Raw genomic sequence first — 20,696 nt, forward strand, 5'->3', positions numbered from 1 at the left:
AAAATAGATTTCTTATGAAATGTAAAATTGACCCTGCCGGAAACGTCTTCAATCCTCTGCACTGCACAACCATTCCTCAGCTAAGTCTTTGCTTCTTCAAGCGAATCCCGGACAATCGCGCCCCTGTTTCGGTCGTGGCGCTGCCTGTCAGGTTTTTCTGACTCGTCTCGACTGAGTGAATGCGGAGATCCGAACGGATGAATGATCAGGCCAATAGCGTCGACGAACGCTACGCAACGACACCTGCAACCCTCACAAGCTGGAGCCGCCAGGACACCACCTGGATGCTCGGCCTGTTCGGTACGGCCATCGGCGCCGGCACCTTGTTCCTGCCGATCAACGCGGGCCTTGGCGGCTTCTGGCCGCTGGTGATCCTCGCGCTGCTGGCATTCCCGATGACGTTTTTCGCGCACCGTGGCCTGACCCGCTTTGTGCTCTCGGGCCGTGAAGGCTCGGACATCACCGACGTGGTCGAAGAACATTTCGGCCTCAAGGCCGGCGCCGCGATCACCTTGCTGTACTTCTTCGCGATCTTCCCGATCCTGCTGATCTACAGCGTGGCGCTGACCAACACCGTCGGCAGCTTCATGGAGCATCAACTGCACATCGCGCCGCCACCGCGGGCGATCCTGTCGCTGGTGCTGATCCTCGGCCTGCTGGCCGTGGTGCGGTGTGGCGAGCAGGTGATCGTCAAGGCCATGAGCCTGATGGTGTATCCGTTTATCGTCGCCTTGCTGTTCCTCGCCGTGTACCTGGTGCCGCACTGGAACGGCGGCATCCTCAGCACCGCCAGCACCGTGCCGGCCCCGTCGGCGCTGCTGCACACGCTGTGGCTGGCGATTCCGGTGATGGTGTTCTCGTTCAACCATTCGCCGATCATCTCGGCCTTTGCGGTGGACCAGAAGCGCCAGTACGGCGAACACGCCGAGGAACGCAGCTCGCAGATCCTGTCCCGGGCACACATCCTGATGGTGGTGATGGTGCTGTTCTTCGTGTTCAGTTGCGTACTGACCCTGTCGCCGGCGCAACTGGCCGAAGCCAAGGCGCAGAACCTGTCGATCCTGTCCTACCTGGCGAACCACTTCAGCAACCCGACCATCGAGTTCGCCGCGCCGCTGATCGCGTTTGTGGCGATTGCCAAGTCGTTCCTGGGCCATTACATCGGCGCCAGTGAAGGCCTCAAGGGCCTGGTGCTCAAAAGTGGCCGTCGCCCGGCTGCCAAGACCCTGGACCGCATGACGGCTGCCTTCATGCTGGTGGTGTGCTGGATCGTCGCGACCCTCAACCCTAGCATCCTCGGCATGATCGAGACCCTGGGCGGGCCGATCATTGCGTCGATCCTGTTCCTGATGCCGATGTACGCGATCCGCAAGGTACCGGCGATGGCCAAGTACCGTGGCCAGGCGTCCAACGTGTTCGTCACGGCGGTGGGCCTGGTGGCGATTACCGCGCTGATTTATTCGCTGGTGTCCTGACAGCACCCGGTTTCAGTGCAATGATCACGGCCAATTCGCAGACAGCGGATTGGCCGTTTTTTTTGCCAGGGAATTAGGGATTGAACACCAAGCCTGAGAGCGACACCACGCCGAACCGTGCACAAGACTTGCTGGCCGGCCTGTCCATCGCCGGCCTGTTGCTGCCCGAGGCCGTGGCCTATTCCAGCATCGCCGCGTTGCCGCCCCAGGCGGGCGTGATCGCCTTGTTTGCCGGATTGTTGTGCTACGGCCTGTTTGGCACCAGCCGCTTTGCGATTGTCTCTGCCACATCGTCCTCGGCAGCGGTGCTGGCGGCGGCCACGGCAACGCTGGCGGGAGACGACCCGGCACTCAGGCTGAGCCTGGCAATGGGCCTGGTACTGGTGACGGGGGCGTTTTTCCTGTTGGCCGGGATGCTCAAGCTGGGCGGGCTGACCTCGTTTATCGCCAAGCCGGTGTTGCGTGGCTTTGCCTTTGGCCTGGCGCTGACGATCATCCTCAAGCAGTTGGCCAGCGTGGTGGGCGTGCACCTGACCGACAACAACCTGATTCGCTTCCTGCCCCAGCTCCTGGAGCAACTGCCGCGCTGGAACTGGGCCGCCGCTGCCGTCGCGGGCGTCGCGTTGCTGCTGCTCTGGCTATGCGCACGAGTTCGGCGCCTGCCGGGCGGGTTGCTGGTGGTGATCCTCGGGATTGCCGCCGGCCAGTGGCTGGATCTGCAGGCCCATGGCGTGGCGTTGATCGGCGTCATCGACCTGCGTCTGGAACTGGCGCATTTGCCGGTGTTGCCGTTCGCCGACTGGCTGCGCCTGGGAGAGTTGGCGTTTGCCATGGTGATGATTCTTTACGCCGAGTCCTACGGCTCCATCAGCTCCTTCGCCCTCAAGCATGGTGATCGCGTGTCATCCAACCGTGACCTGCTGGCGCTGGGGGCCGCCAACCTGCTGTCCGGGCTGTTCCAGGGCATGCCCACTGGCGCCGGGTATTCGGCGACATCGGCCAATGAGGCGGCGGGAGCCAACTCGCGGCTGGCGGGCGCCGTGGCGGCGCTGGTGGTGTTGGCGATCGTGCTGACGGTGCTGCCGCTGGTGGCATTGACGCCGGAGCCGGTGCTTGCCGCCATCGTCATTTACGCCTTGGGCCGTGGCTTGAGCCTGCAGCCCCTGGGCCGCTATTTCTCCTGGCGGCGCGACCGGTTGCTGGTGATTTGCGCGGTGGCGGCGGTGTTGGTGCTGGGGGTGCTGGATGGGTTATTGGTGGCGGTCGGGATCAGCGTGGTGTTGATGTTGCGCCAGATGTCGTCGGCGGACGTGCGTGAGCTGGGGCGCATTGACGGTGGGCATGATTTTGTCGACTTGCTGCATCACCCGAGCGCCGAACGGATCCCCGGTGTGCTGATCGTGCGGCCCAGTGAAGCGCTGTTCTTCGCGAATGCCGAGCGAGTGTTGGGGGCGGTGTTGAGCCTGATGCGGCACGCTACGTTACCGGTGCACACGGTAGTGCTCAGCCTGGAAGAATCCCCCGACCTGGACGGCACCAGCATCGAGGCGTTGCAGGCGTTTTTCGTACAGGTGCGAGGGGAGGGCAAATGCCTGGTGCTGGCCCGCGTACGGCATGAGGCGCAGGAGGTGTTGCAGACGCTGCCTGAGGCGTGTGCGCCCCAGGTGCTGATCAGCGGGTTGAGTGTCGATGGTGCAGTGCAACTCGCGTTGCAACCCACCGCCTGAATGCAAAAAGCCCCGACTGGTCGGGGCTTTTTATTGACGCGAGCTTACCGGCGGCGGAACAACGGCAACGGTTCATCCGTCGCGGCCTGGTACGTCACCGAGAAATCCTTGAGGCTTTCCAGCGCTTCGTACGGGTCTTTGTCCGCGCGCAAGGCGAAGGCATCGAACCCGCAGCGGCGCAGGTAGAACAACTGGTCGCGCAGCACATCGCCAATCGCCCGCAGCTCGCCCTTGTAACCATAACGGTCACGCAGCAGGCGGGCGTTGGAGTAGTTGCGACCGTCGGTGAAGGCCGGGAAGTTCAGGGCGATGACCTGGAAGTGCTCCACGTCATCACCGATCTCTTCGGCTTCTTCATCGGCGTCCAGCCATACACCCAGGCCGCCGTCGCGGGCCTTGAGGGCGTGAGCGTGCTCGCGCCACAGGGCCAGTGGCACGATCAGGTCGTCGCAGTTGGAGATGCCATCGAAGCTCGCGTCCTTGGGCAGCAGGTGCCAGGTTTCGTCGAGGACTTCGTTGTTCTTAATGATTCGCTGCATAGACGCGCTCCTTGAACAGGTCAATGCCGATGCGCTGGTAAGTGTCGATGAAACGCTCATCTTCGGTGCGCTGTTCAACGTACACGTCGATCAGCTTGCCGATCACGTCAGGCATGGCTTCCTGGGCGAAGGACGGGCCGAGGATCTTGCCCAGGCTCGCATCGCGGCTGGCGCTGCCACCCAGGGACACTTGGTAGAATTCTTCGCCTTTCTTGTCCACGCCCAGGATGCCGATGTGGCCGACGTGGTGGTGACCACAGGCGTTCATGCAACCGGAGATGTTCAGGTCCAGCTCGCCGATGTCGAACAGGTAGTCCAGGTCGTCGAAACGGCGCTGGATCGATTCGGCAATCGGGATCGACTTGGCGTTGGCCAGGGAGCAGAAGTCGCCGCCCGGGCAGCAGATGATGTCGGTCAGCAAGCCGATGTTCGGCGTGGCAAAACCCTGCTCGCGCAGCTCGCCCCACAGGGTGAACAGTTGAGACTGTTCAACATCGGCGAGGATGATGTTCTGCTCGTGGGAGGTGCGCAGTTGGCCGAAGCTGTAGCGCTCGGCCAGGTCGGCGACGCCGTCCAGTTGCTTGTCGGTGATGTCACCCGGTGCAACACCGGTAGGTTTCAGCGACAGGGTCACGGCCACATAGCCCGGCTTTTTGTGGGCCAGGGTGTTGCGGGTGCGCCAGCGGGCGAAACCCGGGTGCTGCGCATCGAGCTCGGCCAACGCGGCGTCCTGATTGCTCAGGGCCTTGTAGTCCGGGTCGACGAAGTGTTTGGCAACGCGGTGCACTTCGGCGTCGGTCAGGGTGGTCTGGCCGCCGCGCAGGTGTTCCATCTCGGCGTCGACTTTCTGGGCGAACACCTCGGGGGTCAGCGCTTTTACCAGGATCTTGATCCGGGCCTTGTACTTGTTGTCACGACGGCCGTAGCGGTTGTAGACCCGCAGGATCGCGTCGAGGTAGCTCAACAGGTCCTGCCACGGCAGGAATTCGTTGATGAAGGCACCCACTACCGGCGTACGACCGAGGCCACCGCCGACGAGCACACGGAAGCCCAACTCTCCCGCCGCGTTGTGCACCGGCTCCAGGCCGATATCGTGCACTTCGATGGCGGCGCGGTCCGAGGTCGAGCCATTGATGGCGATCTTGAACTTGCGCGGCAGGTAGGCGAATTCCGGGTGGAAGGTGGTCCATTGACGGACGATTTCACACCATGGGCGGGGGTCGATCAGCTCGTCAGCGGCAACGCCGGCGAACTGGTCGGTGGTCACGTTGCGCAGGCAGTTACCGCTGGTCTGAATGGCGTGCATCTGCACGGTGGCCAATTCAGCCAGGATGTCCGGCACGTCTTCCAGGGCCGGCCAGTTGAACTGAACGTTCTGGCGAGTACTGATGTGGGCGTAGCCCTTGTCGAAGTCGCGGGCAATCTTGGCCATCATGCGCGTCTGACGGGAAGTCAGTTGGCCATAAGGCACGGCAACCCGCAGCATCGGCGCAAAGCGCTGAACATAAAGGCCATTTTGCAGGCGCAGAGGGCGGAACTCTTCTTCGCTCAGTTCACCTGCCAGATAGCGTCGGGTCTGATCACGGAACTGCTTGACGCGGTCCTCGATGATGCGCTGATCGTATTCGTCGTATACGTACATATAGGTCCTGTTCTCGGCAAATCTGCGCGCACGGCCGCGCACTCCCAACGGAGCCGGCGCACGATACCAGTTTGCGTTTATGCGCAAAAGTGATGTTTGAGTATATGCAAATAACCAAATGGCCTAATGAGAACGGTTATCGCGATACCCACATTTGTCATGCGGGCAATCATGAACTTTACTGTGCTCGTGTCTTTGTGCAATCACCTATAAAACCGACAAGAGGCGATGCTATGAGCAATCCGACCAAAGCCCGCAAAAGTGACAGCAGTGTCGATGCGTGGGCCATTCTGTTCTTGATTATCCTGGTGGTTTCCACTGCCGTGTTCTGGGTCAGCCATCAATAAAAGGGCGTTATCGAGCCTTGTTGTCGACAATCGGCAATTAGCCGAGATTGACCGGCCTGATGCCATTATCATGGGCCGTCATTCCGAAGGGCTCAGGCAACGATGTTGAAGGTTCTCTGCAAGTGCTTGCTGGTGCTGAGCATGCCGTTCTGGGCCATCGCCCAGGCGACGTCGGTGGTGTTTCTCAACCCTGGCAATTCGACCGAGACCTTCTGGGTCAGCTACGCGCAATTCATGCAGGCCGCCGCCAGGGACCTCGGCCTGGATTTGCGTGTGCGCTATTCCGAGCGCAACCCCGAGACCACGCTGGTGCAGGCCCGTGAAGCCCTGCAAGGCGCCGAGCGCCCGGACTACCTGGTGCTGGTCAACGAGCAGTACATCGCCCCACAGATCTTGCGCCTGGCCCAGGGCAGCGGGGTCAAGCTGCTGATCGTCAACAACGCGCTGACCGCGGACCAGACTCAACTGCTGGACGCCGGCAAATACCCTGACTGGATCGGCAGCATGGTCGCCGACGACGAACAGGCGGGCTACTTGATGCTCACCCAGTTGTTGCGCCTGCATGGGCCTGTCGCCCCCGGCCAGACCCTCGACCTGATCGCGTTCTCCGGGGCCAAGACCACTCCCGCCGCGCAACTGCGCGAGCAAGGCTTGCAGCGCGCCCTGACGGATCATCCGCAGGTGCGCCTGCGCCAGTTGGTGTATGGCGAGTGGAGTCGCCAGCGCGCTTTCGACCAGGCCACGCAGTTATTCAAACGCTACCCGCAGACCGCGCTGGTGTGGGCGGCCAACGATGAAATGGCGCTGGGGGCAATGGATGCACTCAAAGGCAGCGGGCGCACGCCGGGCAGGGACGTGTTGTTCAGCGCGGTCAACAGTTCGCCCGAAGTGTTGCAGGCGCGCCTTGACGGGCGCCTGAGTGTGCTGGTGGCCGGGCATTTCACCCTTGGCGGCTGGGCGATGGTGGTGCTGCATGACGATGCCCGCGGCCTGGGCATGGCGCAGTACGGTGGGCGTGAGCGCAAGCTCGGGCTCTTTCGATTGATTGATCCGCCACAAGCCACGCGCCTTTTAGAGATGCAGGGGCGCGAGGACTACGGCGTCGACTTTCGAGCACTGTCAGCCCAGGGCAAGCCAGCCACCTATCGCTACCCGTTCAGCCTGCAACTGCTGATGCATTGACCGGCTTCAAACACCGGCCAGGTGCAGCACCAGCTTGACGATGGCAAACAGGGTCAAGGCAAACACGGCGGTAAACACAATACCCAGGATGACAAAGTGGCTGGGCTTGCCATGGGTAAAGTCGCGGGCGCGATTCTTCCCGCTCTGCACCCCGAAGGCGGCTGCCATCACGCTGTGAAGCATCTGCCAGAAAGTCGGTGGCTTGTTGTTGGAATCGTCCATAAAGGCCTCGCGGTAGGGATCAAACCCATGGATGAGGATAGCCAAGTTCCCGCAAAACACCGGCTGTAGCTATCTACCGCCCTGGCGGTTGGCCCGTTCGCTGTACTGGGACTCCTTAACAGAGTCATCAGGAACGAGCGCATGCCAACCTTACCCGCCCCGACAGAGCAGGGGCTACACACCGCATTGATCAAGAACAGCTTGCCCGGCTGGATTGCCCGCAGCGCGGCTGCGGACATCCGACGCTTGAAGCCGGGCCTGCTGCCCGGGCGCGTCCCCGAGGATGCACCACCTGCCTGGCTCAGTAACGCGCCCCAGGGGTTGCGCCAGGCATTCGCCGACAGCCAGTTGGCCAGTCGCCGCGCCCACGAGCGGCTGGCCAAGACTCTCGACGGCCTCAAGGGCATCACCGAGTTCGCCCAGCCGCTGCTGGAAGACGCCTGGCGCAAACGGTTCGGTGAGGTACCGGACGTCCACAAGCACCAGTTGCACTACCTGCGTTACCGTCAGGTGCCGCAACAGCATTCGCTGTTGCAGGCGGCATTGCTCAACTTTGAAGGCAATGAAGACTTTGCCGATATCGCCCTTGAGCAAACCAGCGCGCTGGCCCCCGAAGGGGCGTTGTTCACCGAGTACTACGGCGAAATTCTGAACGACCATTCACGCCGGGCCCGCTATCGCTACCGCGAAAAGCTCGCCGTCACCCCGGACCAGTTTGCTGCGCTCTGCCGCACGCTGGACCTGGGCCGGCAATACCAGGCGCATTTGCAACAAGTGTTCGAGGAGGCGGGCACCAAGGCCGTGGTGCGCGAGCAGATGATCGACGCGCACAAGAAACTGCTGGCCGTCAGGCTGCACACGGCGCGGATGAAGAACGAAGTCAGCGACAGTGCCTATGCCATGCTCAACGCCTTGCTGGCCGGTACCGAACGGCCGCAGTTGGATGGCAAGCCCGTTGCCTGCAGCCAATTGGCGATTCTCGGCTGCAAGGTGGGTGAAGTCGTACTGATCGGGCCGGGCGTCGGCGCGATGGCAGATGCCCGGCAGCCGTTGGGCTGGGGCACTGTGCTGGTGCCCGGCGCCTCGCTCGGGGAATTGCTGGTGCCGGCCGCGGCCGACCAGCGGCTGGTGGCGTGGATCCCCGGTGCGCCGTTGTGCCCGCTCAAGGAATACCCGTCGATAAAGGCGTTCGAGGCGGAACTGGCGATCAACCTGCGCTCCCCGGAGTATCAGCGGCTGTTTGCCAGCCTGGTGCCGCAAGACGAAGCCCCGGCTTTCCTGCAACGACTGAAGACCAAGCTCTTTACCTTCGAGTGGAATTCCAGAGGCTACATGGAGCAGATCTACGACCCGAACATCAACCTGGCGCGCCGCGAAAGCCTGATCAGTGGCGAGCTGTTCGGAGCACTCTATGACAACCACCTGCAACGCCTGAAAGATAACGCCAGAACGCTCGCCGTACCCACCGCCGAGGCGGATCGCAAGGCTGCCCAGGAACGCCACGGACATTGGCTGAGTATTGGCTTGAATGTGCTGAACGTGGCGGCCTTTGTCGTGCCCGGCCTGGGGGAGGTGATGCTGGCGGTCACGGCTGTGCAACTGGGCCTGGAGGTCTACCATGGCATCGAGGCGTGGAAGGAAGGCGACATGGATGCCGCCTGGGGACATCTGGAGTCGGTGGCGCTGAACGTGGCCTTCATGGCCGCCCTCGGCGGTTCGACGGCCCTGGCCGGTCGCGCGCCGAAAATCCAGGTGTCCCGCTGGGTGGATGGCCTGGTACCGGTCAAACTGCCCAGTGGTGAGGCTCGGCTGTGGAAACCGGACCTGGCGCCGTACCGCAGCGAGGTGGTGCTGGCCCCGGCTGTCAAGCCCAATGCCCGGGGCCAGTACGAGACAGGCGGCAAGATTTATGTGCGTATCGGCGAAAACCTGCATGAAAAGGTCTTCGACAGCCGAATCCGCAAGTGGCGGATCAAACACCCGGAAAATCCCGAGGCTTACCAACCGATCCTTGAACACAACAACGCCGGTGCCTGGCGGCATGTGCATGAGCAGCCCTTCAAATGGGACCGCCTGACCCTGTTGCGACGACTGGGGCCCGCCACTGAAGAATTCTCTGATACGACACTGGGCATTATTGGGGATATCAGTGGGGTCCAGGATGACGTGTTGCGCAAGGCGTATATCGAAGGCAGGCCGCTGCCCGCCGTGCTGGCCGATACCCTGGAGCAGTTCCGCAGCCAGCCAGTGGCGGATACGGCGCCGCTGGCTGGCGAAGAGGCGGTGCTGCAACGGCGCTTCCCTGGATTGTCGAGGCGAGCCATCCAGGAAATTCTTGATACCGCCAGCGAACAGGAGCGCTTGCAACTGCGCAGTCAGCGTGGAGCCTCGGCGCGCCTGGACAATGCCGCTCGCCGCGCAGTCCAACAAGGCCGCCTGAGCCGTGCCCTGGCGGGGCTGCATCGTCAGGCCGACGCCGGTGCCGACACTGACCGCCTGGCCCTGCATTGCCTGCAACACTTGCCGGGCTGGCCCACCAATCTGCGCCTGGAAGTGCGCTTTCAGGCTGTCGAAGGACCGTTACTGAACAGCATTGGCCCGCAAGATGCGCCGCTGCGCAGATACCTGGTCAAGCAGGGCGAAGCCTTCCAGGCCTACGACGAGCGCGGTGTCGCGCTGAACAGCCGGACCACCGGGCGGCGTAATTTCTTCCAGTCCGTCGTGCATGCGATCCCCGCTGCGGCCCGACCTGGCCTGGACATGCCCGTGGCGACCCTGGACCGGGAACTGCAACAGGCGGTGGCCAGTTATGCCACCCGCCGCCGTAGCCAAATGTCCAATGTGCTCGGCCTGCGCGCACCGCGTTCGCGACCCGTCTTGACGGGGGCGGGGGGTGTCCTGGGTTACCCGTTGAGCGGTCGGGGCAAAGGCTTTGACGTGGATGCATCGCTGACGGCGAGGGTGCAGGCGCTCTATCCGAACCTCAACGCCGGGCAGGCCAGCGATTTTGTCCTGAGCCGATTGCAGGCCGGTGAAAGCGCCCAACAGATCTTCACCCTGTTGGGAAACCGCCAGCGTGAGTTTGACCTGTTGCAGGCAGAGCTTGATCAGTGGACCGCCGCTGCTGCCGGGCAGGCGGGCGGGGCCAGCCAGCAACAACGGGTAGCGGCTGACATCATCGGTTGCTGGCGCCAGGGCATTTACCGCGAGCGGCCGCCCCAGAGCATTCTGTCGTTGGGCAGCGTGACGGACCTTCCGCGCCTGAGTGCAGACTTTTCCCATGTGCAGGCGCTGAGCGCACATGCCGAGCTTTTGTTGGGTGATCAGGGCGTGCGCCTGGCCGATCAGTTTTCCCGGGTGCGACACCTTGAGGTGTTTCTTGACGCAACGCCGGGCACCGGACTGGTCGACGGGCTGAACCGCTTCGTCGATCTCAACCAACTGACGTTGAATGGTCGGGACGTGGCCTATTCGGTCCCCTTCATTCAACGCCTGGGGGCAATGGAGCGCTTGCACAACCTGTCCGTCGCGGGGCTTTCGCAAAACCTGGACGTCAGTCCCCTCACGCACCTGCGCTCGTTGCGCATGGAGGGCTCGGTGCAGGAGTGGCCACAGGGGGTGACGTCACTTGAGCACCTTGAGAGGCTCGACCTGTGGCGAACAAACATCCGTTCGGTCCCCCCGTCGATGCTCATCGGGCATGAACGCCTGTGGCGCGGCCTGAACCTGCGGTGGGCCGCGTTTGACCGCCGGGAATTCATGGCGGTGTATGAACATGTGCGGGGCAATCCGGCTCACCTGCTCAATGAGCAAGCCCTGGTGCAGGGTTACTGTGAAGGCGTGATGGACCGCTTGAAAAATGTGCACTGGGGGTTTGGCATAGACGTTGTCTCTCAGTTCCGGCAGCAGGGTCTGACCACTGAACAGATACTGGCTCGCACTCACCAGGTACTCGACGAACAGCTCGCCCTGAGCCGGGACCTGGAGGAGTGGGCGGCCAGGGAGTTGCGGGTTGACCGCCGGCAGGTGGATGTCTTTTACCGCCAGCGCGCCGCCGAGCGGCTCCTGGACAGTTGGCGTGAAGGCCTGGGGCCGCGGCTTGCGCCGTCGGGCATGTCGGCGCGCTCCAACCTGCCGACCGCCACACTGAACCTGTCGGGGGGCGTGCTGGGCGACTTGCCCGGGTTGCCGGCGGCCGCGTTCGCCCATGTCAAACAGGTCAACCTGAGCGGCACCCGGGTTTCCATTGAGGCGCTGAATGACTTTCTCGGCGCATTCAACGCCATTGAAGACTTGAACCTCAGTGCCAGCAACCTGGCACAGCTGCCTTCGGCCCTGGACAACTTCACCGCCCTGCGCCAGTTGGATCTTTCCCACAACCAACTGAGCATCATCCCGTCCCTCCAGCAACGCTTGAGCCGCCTGACGGCTCTTGAAACCCTGGACTTGCAATACAACCGTGTCACGAGCCTGGATCTGCGTGGCCTCAACGCCTTGCGCCACTTGAACCTCAGCCGCACTGGAATCACCGAATGGCCTGAGGGTGTCCTGGACTTGCCAGTCCTGGAGAGCCTGGACCTGAGCCACAGCGCTATCACCCGGGTGCCCGCCCAGGCGCTCACCGGCCACGACACGCTGATGCTCAAGAGCAACCTGCGGGGTTGCCGACTGACTGCCCGGGCCTGCGCCGACATCCTGGCCTTTGCGCAACGCACCCTGCGGGAAAATCCATTGGGCCTTGATGTGGAATTACTGCCGTTGGTGGGGCCGGAAATCTACCTGCACAAGCCGCTGGGCATTCCCCAGGAACAGCTGCGCATCGGCCGGACCGGCGGCGATCCGGAGTATTTCCCGGTCAGGGTCACCGACGACCCCGGCCAGTTGCTGTTGCCCCTGCACGTCGAGAACGTCGACGCGCAAGCACGCCTCACTCCGGCGGCGCGCCTGCAACAACTGGATCCTGCCTTGAGCAGTGCCCAGGCGGTGGCGCGCATTGATGAATGGCTGGCCGCCGGCCTGGGCGCCACCGGCGTCGACACACGCCTGGTGCAGTTGCGCGCCGAGCATCAACGCTTGAGCCGGGTGTTGAACAGTTGGATCGACATCGAAGGTTATCGCGAGGGGGGCGGCTGGGTCAGTGCCCTCGACCGTCGTCGTGCCGCCGGCCGGCTCCTTGAAAGCTGGCGCCACAACCTGCGTGCCCGGCCCGAGGTGCCGCCGGTGGACGGGCGCGAGGTACTGGACCTGTCCGGGTTGTATCTGGGCGACCTGCCGATGTTGCCGGCTTCAATGAGCCACGTCAGCGTGCTCGACCTCACCGAGGTGAAGCTGACGGAGCAGGGGTCCAATGGGTTCCTGGGCAGTTTCCCCCACCTGCGCCGGCTTGTGCTCAACAAGAATGGCCTGGCGCACCTGCCCGAGGTGATCAACCAATACACGGCGCTGACTCATCTCGAAGCCACCTACAATGATTTGCGCGACGCTGTGGAGCTACAAGCACTGCTCGGCCCATTAAGTGCGCTGGAATGGCTCGACCTTGGCGAAAACACCCTGGCCAGCCTGGATGTCAGCGGCCTGCGCGGGCTGACAAACCTGGACCTGCACAACAACGTCCTGGAGGAATGGCCGGCCGGGGCATTGGAACTGCCGCGACTGCGCACCCTCGACCTCAGCAATAACCAGATCGAGACCATCCCGGACGATGCCCTGTTGCCTCGCCACAACCTCCTGATGAGCAACACCAACCTGACGGACAACGGGCTGGAAGAACGCGTGTTCGAGCGCCTGAGCGACTTCCTCGAGGAAACGGGGTTCGGCCTGGGCTATACCCGGGAGCAAATTGATCGCGAGCTCGATGGCTTCCTCCTCAGTACCAGTCACGAGGAAGCGGATCTGAGCGGTGAGCTGCATCCGGAGCTGCTGACGCCCGCAGCACAGAAGGCCCAGTGGTTTGCTGGCGTGGCGGCCGACTCCAGCAAACACGCAGTCTGGGAGTCGCTCAAGAGCGCTGACGACAGTGAGGATTTCTTCTACATCATTTCCCAGCTGAAAAACGCCCAGGACTTCATCACCGACCGCCCTGAGTTGACGCGCCGGGTATGGGAGGTGCTGGAGGCCGCCGAGCAACGTCCGGCGTTGCGCGAGCAACTGTTCGGCAAGGCTCGCGGCATGCGGATCAACGCGACCTGCGGTGACGGTTGGATCCTGCTGTTCAGCGACCTTGAAGTCAGTGTCTATGAGTTCAAGGCCCTGGAAACCGTGGAGCCCGGAAAAGAAGGCGCGGCGCTGTTCAAGCTGGCCAGAAGCATGATCCGCCTGGAACAGACTGAAGCCACCGCCAGCCGCGTGGTCAGCCTAAAGCCCAGTGTTGACCCGGCGGAAATTCGCCTGGCCTACCGCATCGGCCTGGCCCAACGCCTGGAGTTGCCGCGCCAGCCGTCCGGCATGCTGTACCGCAACCTTTCCCAAGTGAAACAGGCCGATATCGACCAGGCCTACGCCAGCATCATCGGCCGGGAGGCGACCGAGGCGTTCACGGCCGATCTGGTCACGCGCCAGTACTGGGTCGACTACGTGCAGAAGCAATACGCCGCCGACTTTACGACGCTGGCCCAGACCCAGGCCCGCGAGGCTGAAGCCCTGGAGGATCGCTATCCGGCGTTTGGTGCGCAGTACGAGGCGCAAGCCGTGGTATTGGCCAAGCAAAGGACTGAGCAACGCCAGGCCCTGCTGATTCGCCTGTCCGAGCGGGAGAGAGCAGCACTGAGGCTATAACAGCCTGTGCCCCGGCGGCAGGTCCGGAAACGGGCCTGCCGCGCCTCAGTGGTCGTAACCCAGGTTCGGCGCCAAGTTGCACAAAAACAATTATCTACCTGCGAAGGCGCTCGCCTGTTCGCTGTACTGGGCCTCCCTAAAGCGTTCTCAGGAAGCCGCACATGTCTACTCCACCTAACGCCCTCGCGGACGAAAGCTTGCACACCGCCCTGATCACGGAGCGCCTGCCCGCGTGGGTCGCCCACATTGCCGCCGTCGATGTGCGCCGGCTCAAACATGGACTGTTGCCCGGCAGGGAGCGACCTGCCACCAAGGTTCCGCTCTCGCCCGCATTGAACAAGGCACTCGATGACAGTCGCAAGGCCAGCCGTCAGTCCCGCGAAGCCTTGGCCAAGGGCCTTGGCGCGCTGCAAGGCATTGTCGAATTCGCCCAGCCCAAGCTGGAAGCGGCGTTGCGCGAGGCGATGGGCGAGGCCCCGGACGTCAACAAAAACCAGCTGCATTACCTGCGGTATCGCCAGGCCCCGCAGCAGCATTCATTGTTGCAGGCAGCGCTGCTGAACTTCGAGGGCGATGAAGACTTCACCGATATCGCCCTCGAACAGACCAGCGCCCTGGCGCCGGAAGGTGCGCTGCTGACCGAGTACTACGGCGAGGCGCGGGCGGATGGCTCGCGTGCGGCGCGTTATCGCTACAGCGAAACCCTGTCGATGACTCCACAAACCTTTTCCACCCTGTGCCGCACCCTGGACCTGGGGCAGCAATACCAGGCCCACCTGGCGCAGGTGTTCGATGCCGCTGCCACTCGGGCCGTGGTGCGAGAGCAGATGATTCGCGCGCAAAAAGACCTGCTGACGGTACGCCTGTATACCGCATGGGCGCAGGGCGACATCGGTCCGGCGGTGTTTCTCATGTTGCGTGAAGTGCTGGCAGGTACTTCGCGGCCGCTGCTGGATGGCGAGGTCGTACGTTTCGGTCAACTGTCGATCCTGGGCTGCGAGCTGGGGGAGGTGCTGCTGATCGGGCCGGGTGTCGCACCGACCCGGTCCGTGATCCCGCCCTTGTTTCCTGGGGCAGGTGTGAGCGGGCTGCTTCCCGTGGCGCCTGATACGCGGGTGGTGGCCTGGATTCCGGGCGCGCCGCAGTGCCCACTCAAGGAATACCCGTCTATGCAGGCGTTCGACAAGGAACTGGCGGTGAACCTGCGCTCACCTGCCTATCAGCAGTTGTTTGCCAGCCTGGTACCTCAGCAACAGGCGCCGCAGTTCCTTGAGCGCCTCAAGGAAAAACTCTACACATTCACCTGGAACCCGCGAGGCTACAAGGAGCAGGTCTACGACGAGCAAATCAACTTGAACCGGCGAGAACGGTTGATCGAGGGGGAGTTGTTCGGCGCGCTCTACGAGCGGCATGTACAGCGCCTCAAGGACAATGCCAGAACCCTGGCGGTGCCCACTGCGGAGGCTGACCGAAAAGCCGCACAGGCACGCCATGCTCACTGGTTGAGCATGGGTTTGAACACATTGAATGTGGCCGCATTCATGGTGCCCGGCCTGGGGGAGCTGTTGTTGGCGGTCACGGCGATTCAGTTGGGCCTGGAGGTCTATCACGGCATCGAATCCTGGCAGGAGGGCGATATGGATGCGGCATGGGAGCACCTGGAGTCGGTGGCGCTGAATCTCGGGTTCATGGCTACCCTGGGTGGGGCGGCAGCCCTCGCTGGCCGGGCGCCCGCTATCCAGGTGTCGAAATGGGTCGATGGGCTGGTGCCGGTGAAGTTGCCGAACGGCGAAAGGCGCCTGTGGAAACCCGACCTTGCGGCCTACCGCAGTCATACCGTTCTGGATGCATCACTCAAGCCCAATGCCCAGGGTCAGTACGCGCAGGACGGCAAAATGTATGTGCGCCTGGGTGAAAGCCTTTATGAAAAGGCTTTTGATGCGCGGACTCGAAAATGGCGGATCCAGCATCCGAACAATCCCGCCGCGTACCAGCCGATCCTTGAACACAACCAGGCGGGTGCCTGGCGCCATACCCATGAACGCCCACTGGAATGGGACCGCCTGACCTTGCTGAGGCGCCTGGGTCATGAAACCCAGGGAATCAGCGATGCAACGTTGAGCGCCCTTGGCGACATCAGCGGCATCAGTGATGACCTGTTGCGCAAGGTCCACATAGATGGTTTGCCGATGCCTGCCGTGCTGGCCGATACGTTGCAGTTGTTTCGCGGCGCGCCGCCACAGGCTGTACTCCTGTCCCCCGAGGGCGCAGTGTTGCAGCGCCGCTTTGCTTCTTTGTCCCGAGGCGGGATCAACGAAATTATCAGTACGGCCAGCGATAAGGAACGCCTGCAGATACTGGGCCGAACCGGTGTTGCGCCGCGCCTGGATAACCTGGCGCGGCGTGCGGTACAGCAACGTCGCCTGAGCAGTGCGTTGGCCGGCTTGCACCTGCCGGCGCTCGCCAGCCTGGACAGTGACCGGCTGGCGTTGCATTGCTTGCAGCAACTGCCGGGCTGGTCTCCCACGCTGCGCCTGGAACTGCGCGCCGACAACCCCAGTGGGCGCTTGCTGGCTGAAGTCGGGCCTGAAGACGCGGCAGTGCGCCGTTACCTGGTCAAAAAAGGCGAGACATTCCTGGCTTACGACCTGCAGGGGGCTCCTCTTAACAGTCCGGTCCCCGGCAGTCGTAATTTCTACCCATCAATCGTCCATGCCTTGCCCGTAACCCTGCGCCAGTCACTGGGTTTGCCGCTGGCCAGCGCGGACGTCGATTTGCAGCAAACCCTGGCACGGTATGCCACGGCACACCGCCTCGAAATGGCCGCCGTGCTGAAGATACGCGCGCCCATGGCTCGCCCGGCGTTGCGTCTGGCGAGCGGGTCATTAGGTTATGCCCTGAGCGGCCGGGGTGCGGCCCAGGCACCCAATGCCGCCCTGGCGGCCAGGGTTCGCGATGTTTACCCCAACCTCAGCGATGAGGCGGCCCAGCTGTTTGTGCAAAGTCTGTTGCAGGCCGGCCAGCGCCCCCCACAGATCTATGAGTTGATTGGCAACCGCGAGCGCGAACTGACCCGGTTACGCATGACCCTGGATCAGTGGGTGACGCAAAACAGTGCTCAGGCGGGGGCACAACATACGGCAGACACCCTGATCAATTGCTGGCGCGAAGGCGCGTACCGGGGCTTGAAACCCCATGCCTATCTGTCACTGGGCAAGGCCGGTAACTTGCCGGCGCTGGATGCTGATTTTTCCCATGTGCGAGGGTTGGGCGTAAGCGGCGAAACCCTGGCGGGCGCCCAGGGCACCAGGCTTGCGCAGCAGTTCTCCAACGTCGAAGTCCTGAATGTGTTTACCGAGCCCGCCCATGTCGAAGCGATTGCCGCGGGCCTCGGGCTGTTTCCCAAGCTTGAAGAGTTGTCGATCGACGGCTGGGGCTTGACCTATTCGCCGGCCTTTTTGCAACGCCTTAACACGTTGAGCCAATTGCGCCGGTTAGTCCTGACGGGCGCGCTGGACGCGTTGGATGTCAGTGGCTTGAAACAGCTGCTTGCCTTGCGGGTGGCGGGCGCCCTGAAAGAGTGGCCGGTAGGTGTTCTGACGTTAGACAAACTGGAGACGCTCGACCTGTTGGCGACCGGGATAAATACCATGCCGGCGGCAATGCTTGAGGGCCACGAGCGCCTGTGGCGTGGCCTTACCCTCAACTGGGCAGCGTTTGAGCGACGTGCGTTCATGCCGGTGTATCAGCACGTGAAAGGCCACCCGGGGCATTTGGTGGATGAAGTGCTGATGGTGGACGCTTATTGTGAAGGCGCGTTGCGACGCCTGAAAGACAGCGACCCGGCGTTTGCGCCCAGTGCCTTGGCGTACCTGCGGCGCCATCGGTTGACCAGTGACGCCAAGTTGACCCGTGTGCACGCCTTGCTGGATGAACATGCAACCTTGCAGCAGGCGCTGGAAGAGTGGCAGGGCAGGGAAGTGGAGGTCGACCGGCGACCGGTGGACCCGCTCAATCGTCAACGTGCGGCAGACAAGCTCATGGCTTACTGGCGCGATGGCCTCGACCGACGTTTTGCCTCCCCCCGTGAGGTGGCCGGGCCTTCTTCGCCAGCCGCCTCCGAGGGGGTCATGCTGGACCTGTCGGGTACGGTACTGGGGGATTTGCCGCTGATGCCGGCCGCAGCTTTTGCCCACGTGCAGCGCTTGAACCTCGCAGGCACCCGGGTTTCAGTGGCGGCATTGAACGATTTCCTCCCCCAGTTCACCCAAATCCACGGCCTGGACCTGAGCCGCAGCAACCTGATGGACCTGCCGGCGTCCCTGACGCAGTTGAGGTCTCTCAAACAGCTGGACCTGGCGCACAACCAGTTGACGATCACTGAGGCGATACAGCAGCGCCTCAGCGCCCTGGTCACGCTTCGAGGGTTGAACCTGGATTACAACCGTGTGGGTACCCTGGATGTCACCGGGCTCAACCAGCTGCGCAGCCTGAACCTGAGCCACACCGCGACCACCGCCTGGCCGACAGGTTGGCTGGCATTACCCGAACTGCGTCAAGTGGATCTGAGCTACAGCGCTATTACCACGATCCCCCAGGCTGCACTGACCGGCCATGACCTGCTGATGCTGAGCAGCAACGTGCGTGGCTGTCGCCTGACCTTGCCGGCCTGTGCCGACATACAGCGTTTTGCCCTGCGTACCTACCAGGACAATCCGTTGAACGTCGCACCGGCCATGCTGCCGGTTTTTGGCCCGAGCTTTTACCTGGACAAACCCTTGGGCATTCCCCGCGAAGGGCTGGCGGAGGGCAGAACGGGGGGCGATCCGGAATACTTTCCCCTGGAGGTCACGGACAGTCCCGATCTGCTCCTCGCGCTGGAGGTAGAGGTGCCCAACAGTGAAGTTCGGCAGACACCTGCGCAGCGTCTGCAACAAATAGACCCGGCGTTGTCCACGCGCGATGCGGTACGGCGCATTGACGAACTGCTTGCCAGTGGCCTGGGCGCACTGGAGGTCGAGGCATGCCTGGTTCGGTGGCGCACGGGCTACCGGGGTATGGTGCGGGTGTTGAACGACTGGATCGATATTCGCGGTTATCGCCAGGGGGGCGGCTGGGTCAGCGCGGTGGACCGTCGTCGCGCGGCCGACAGGCTTATCGACAGTTGGCGCCATACCTTGCGGGCGCACCCCGAGGTTGCGCCGGGCGATGGGCGCGAGGTCCTTCAATTGAACGACCTGTATCTGGGGGACCTGCCGGCGTTACCCGAGCCGTTGGCCCATGTGAGGGTGTTGAACCTCAACGCAGTCAAGCTTACTGAGCAGGGCTCCAATGCGTTCCTGCGGGCGTTTCCCAAGCTGCGTACCCTGACTCTCAACAATAATGGCCTGATGAGCCTGCCCGACGCCGTCGGCGAATGCTCGACACTCACCGAGCTGCGCCTGAGCCATAACGAACTGCGCTATCGCAGCGAGCTGCAGGGCCAGCTCAATCGGCTGACCGCGCTGGAGCGCCTGGACCTGAGTGAGAACGTCCTCGATTCTTTGGACATCAGCAGCCTGCCTCAATTGCAGTCATTGGAACTGCGTGGCAATAACCTTCTGGCGTGGCCGCAGGGTGTGCTCCAGGCTGCGCAGTTGCGCCACCTGGACCTGCGCAGCAACCGTATCGAAACCATCCCTGAAGACGCGTTGCTGCCCCAGCACAGCGCTCTGATGTGGGGCACGGACCTGTCCGATAACCTGCTGTTTGAGGAAGATCTTGCACGCTTGCGCGTCTACCAGCAGCAGACCGATTGTGGCCTGGGATTTTCCGCCGAGGAACTGGAAGACGCACTGGAGGGGTACCACAGTACCGATAGCAGCTCCGGGTCGGACATCCACCCAGAACTCTTGACCCCGGAACAACAAAAGGCCCAATGGTTCTCGGGTATTGCCGCCGATTCGGCCCGCCACCGGGTATGGAGCGTGCTCAAGCAGGCCGAAAACAGCGAGGATTTTTTCTACATCATTTCCCAGTTGAAGAACGCCCAGGATTTCTTGCACGACCGCGCCGACCTGACTCGCCGGGTGTGGGCGGTGCTTGAGGCGGCGGAGCAATACCCGCACTTGCGCGAACAACTATTTGGCCAGGCCCGGGCGATGCGGGTAAGGGCTACCTGTGGTGACGGCTGGATCCTCCTGTTCAGTGATCTTGAAGTCAGCGTGTATGAGTTCAAGGCCCTGAGGGCCCTTGCACCCGGGCAGGAAGGCACCACGCTGTTCAACCTGGCCCGGCGCATGATCCGTCTCGATGAAGCGGAGCGCATTGCTGGCGAAGCGATCAACCGCAGCCCTGGCATCGACCCGGCGGAAATTCGCCTGGCCTACCGCATTGGCCTGGCCGAGCGCCTGGATCTGCCTCACCAACCGTCCACCATGCTGTACCGCAACCTGTCCCGGGTGACCCAGGCCAACATCGATCAGGCGTATACCGCCATTGTGGCCAGAGAGAGCACCCCGGTGTTTATGCAGGAGCTGGTCAAGCGCCCGTACTGGGTCAGCTACTTGCAGAAGCTGTACCCGGAAGAGTTTTCGGTGTTGGCCCAAGCGCATCAGGTCAAGGTAGATGCCCTCGAGGAGCTTCACCCGGACCTCAGCGCCCAATACCTGAGCGAAGTCGCAGCCTTGGACACCGAAAACCTTGCCGAGCAACAGGCACTGGCGCTCAGGCTTTCGGGGCGGGCGAGGAGGGATCTGGAGATCTGACCCGGGCGCCCAGCCGGCTGGACGCCCGGGCCAGCGCGCCAC

At 62.8% G+C, this 20,696-nt stretch carries 8 protein-coding genes; 5 read left to right on the forward strand and 3 right to left on the reverse strand.

Features of this window, described 5'->3' with window-relative positions:
• The first annotated feature begins 197 nt into the window (after nt 1-197).
• Together HX869_RS29965 and HX869_RS29970 are read left to right on the forward strand one after the other, a co-directional pair.
• Nucleotides 198-1,475: a serine/threonine transporter gene (locus HX869_RS29965; protein ID WP_102604662.1), complete on the forward strand. Its 1,278-nt coding sequence runs from the start codon at nt 198-200 to the stop codon at nt 1,473-1,475.
• 80 nt (nt 1,476-1,555) lie between these two features.
• On the forward strand, nt 1,556-3,202 hold the full coding sequence (locus HX869_RS29970; protein ID WP_102604661.1) for a SulP family inorganic anion transporter: 1,647 nt from the start codon (nt 1,556-1,558) through the stop codon (nt 3,200-3,202).
• A 44-nt stretch (nt 3,203-3,246) separates the two neighbouring features.
• Here HX869_RS29970 and HX869_RS29975 read toward each other — a convergent pair whose 3' ends face one another.
• Nucleotides 3,247-3,741: a DUF934 domain-containing protein gene (locus HX869_RS29975; protein WP_003210798.1), complete on the reverse strand. Its 495-nt coding sequence runs from the start codon at nt 3,739-3,741 to the stop codon at nt 3,247-3,249.
• Complete coding sequence (locus HX869_RS29980) at nt 3,725-5,383, reverse strand: nitrite/sulfite reductase (protein WP_003210800.1); 1,659 nt, start codon at nt 5,381-5,383, stop codon at nt 3,725-3,727. Before HX869_RS29980 ends, HX869_RS29975 begins: the two co-directional genes overlap by 17 nt.
• 449 nt (nt 5,384-5,832) lie before the next feature.
• On the opposite strand from HX869_RS29980, the gene HX869_RS29985 reads away from it, so the two are divergent.
• Nucleotides 5,833-6,912: an ABC transporter substrate-binding protein gene (locus tag HX869_RS29985; RefSeq protein ID WP_178904092.1), complete on the forward strand. Its 1,080-nt coding sequence runs from the start codon at nt 5,833-5,835 to the stop codon at nt 6,910-6,912.
• 6 nt (nt 6,913-6,918) lie between these two features.
• On the opposite strand, the gene HX869_RS29990 is transcribed toward HX869_RS29985, so the two are convergent.
• The gene (locus HX869_RS29990) at nt 6,919-7,134 is read right to left on the reverse strand and encodes a DUF2970 domain-containing protein (protein WP_177040650.1); all 216 of its coding nucleotides are present in this window, start codon (nt 7,132-7,134) and stop codon (nt 6,919-6,921) included.
• 141 nt (nt 7,135-7,275) lie between these two features.
• Between HX869_RS29990 and HX869_RS29995 the strand changes: the two genes are divergently transcribed.
• Both HX869_RS29995 and HX869_RS30000 read left to right on the forward strand, forming a co-directional pair.
• Nucleotides 7,276-13,908, forward strand: coding sequence for an NEL-type E3 ubiquitin ligase domain-containing protein (locus tag HX869_RS29995; protein WP_256736804.1), 6,633 nt, complete (start codon nt 7,276-7,278; stop codon nt 13,906-13,908).
• A gap of 161 nt (nt 13,909-14,069) precedes the next feature.
• On the forward strand, nt 14,070-20,654 hold the full coding sequence (locus tag HX869_RS30000) for an NEL-type E3 ubiquitin ligase domain-containing protein (protein WP_178904093.1): 6,585 nt from the start codon (nt 14,070-14,072) through the stop codon (nt 20,652-20,654).
• Nucleotides 20,655-20,696: the final 42 nt, after the last annotated feature.

The sequence above is a fragment of the Pseudomonas sp. P7779 genome, from assembly GCF_013386315.1.
Classification (GTDB): Bacteria; Pseudomonadota; Gammaproteobacteria; order Pseudomonadales; family Pseudomonadaceae; genus Aquipseudomonas.

Bases quoted from the DNA above. Each gene is read 5' to 3' on its own strand.
- HX869_RS29965 (WP_102604662.1), top strand. From the start codon at position 198: ATGAATGATCAGGCCAATAGCGTCGACGAACGCTACGCAACGACACCT.
- HX869_RS29975 (WP_003210798.1), bottom strand. From the start codon at position 3,741: ATGCAGCGAATCATTAAGAACAACGAAGTCCTCGACGAAACCTGGCAC.
- HX869_RS29980 (WP_003210800.1), bottom strand. From the start codon at position 5,383: ATGTACGTATACGACGAATACGATCAGCGCATCATCGAGGACCGCGTC.
- HX869_RS29985 (WP_178904092.1), top strand. From the start codon at position 5,833: ATGTTGAAGGTTCTCTGCAAGTGCTTGCTGGTGCTGAGCATGCCGTTC.
- HX869_RS29990 (WP_177040650.1), bottom strand. From the start codon at position 7,134: ATGGACGATTCCAACAACAAGCCACCGACTTTCTGGCAGATGCTTCAC.
- HX869_RS29995 (WP_256736804.1), top strand. From the start codon at position 7,276: ATGCCAACCTTACCCGCCCCGACAGAGCAGGGGCTACACACCGCATTG.
- HX869_RS30000 (WP_178904093.1), top strand. From the start codon at position 14,070: ATGTCTACTCCACCTAACGCCCTCGCGGACGAAAGCTTGCACACCGCC.